Genomic DNA, 740 nt, shown 5'->3' with positions numbered 1-740 from the left:
GCCTCGTCGGCTACGAGATGGCCCTGCTCGTCGACCGCGCCGGCGCCGTCCTCACCCCCGCACTCCGCGCGGAACTCCAGGGCAGTCTCCTGCACTGACCGGCCCGCGAGGATCCACCCACCCGTCCCACCTCCCCGCCGGGTCCGACCCGACCGGACCCGGCGTCTCACTCTCAGCTACCCTCAGGCAGCTGATCCCGCCTCAGCTGGCACCGCCCCAGCTGGAACCGGCTGCTCAAGGCTGCAGCACAAGGAGGACCCATGACCCCGCCCTCGACACCCGCCGGCCCGTACGGCAGCGGGTACGGCAGCGGCTACGGCGGGCAGCAGTCCGACGGCTACGAGCAGCAGCCGCTGGTCCGCCCGTACGCGATGACCGGCGGCCGGACCCGTCCGCGCTACCAGCTCGCCATCGAGGCCCTGATCTCCACCACCGGTTCCGCCGAGCGGACCGGCGGGCTGCTGCCGGAGCACGCGCGGATCGTCAACCTCTGCCGTGAGGTCAAGTCCATCGCGGAGATCTCCGCCCTGGCCGGCGTGCCGCTCGGGGTCGCCCGCATCCTCGTGGCCGACCTCGCCGAAGCCGGTCTCGTCGCCATCCACCAGCCCGCCGCCGCGGGCGAGTCGGGCGGAACGCCCGATGTCACGCTGCTCGAAAGGGTCCTCAGTGGACTTCGCAAGCTCTAACGCGGCCGCCCCCACCCGCGCCACCACCTCCGCGAAGATCGTCGTCGCGGGCGG

The 740-nt window shown here is 73.1% G+C and carries 1 protein-coding gene and 1 pseudogene; both read left to right on the top strand.

Going from position 1 to position 740, the window contains the following annotated elements; all coding sequences use genetic code 11:
- Positions 1-98, top strand: a pseudogene (locus tag IF30_RS0140420) (roadblock/LC7 domain-containing protein); the annotation flags it as partial.
- A gap of 162 nt (positions 99-260) precedes the next feature.
- On the top strand, positions 261-686 hold the full coding sequence (locus IF30_RS0140415; protein WP_030248215.1) for a DUF742 domain-containing protein: 426 nt from the start codon (positions 261-263) through the stop codon (positions 684-686).
- The last annotated feature ends 54 nt before the right edge of the window (positions 687-740 follow it).

It is taken from the genome of Streptomyces sp. NRRL S-350, assembly GCF_000719705.1.
Classification (GTDB): domain Bacteria; phylum Actinomycetota; class Actinomycetes; order Streptomycetales; family Streptomycetaceae; genus Kitasatospora.
Note: the sequence above shows the minus strand (reverse complement) of the source record. Positions and strands in the feature narration are given on the sequence as shown.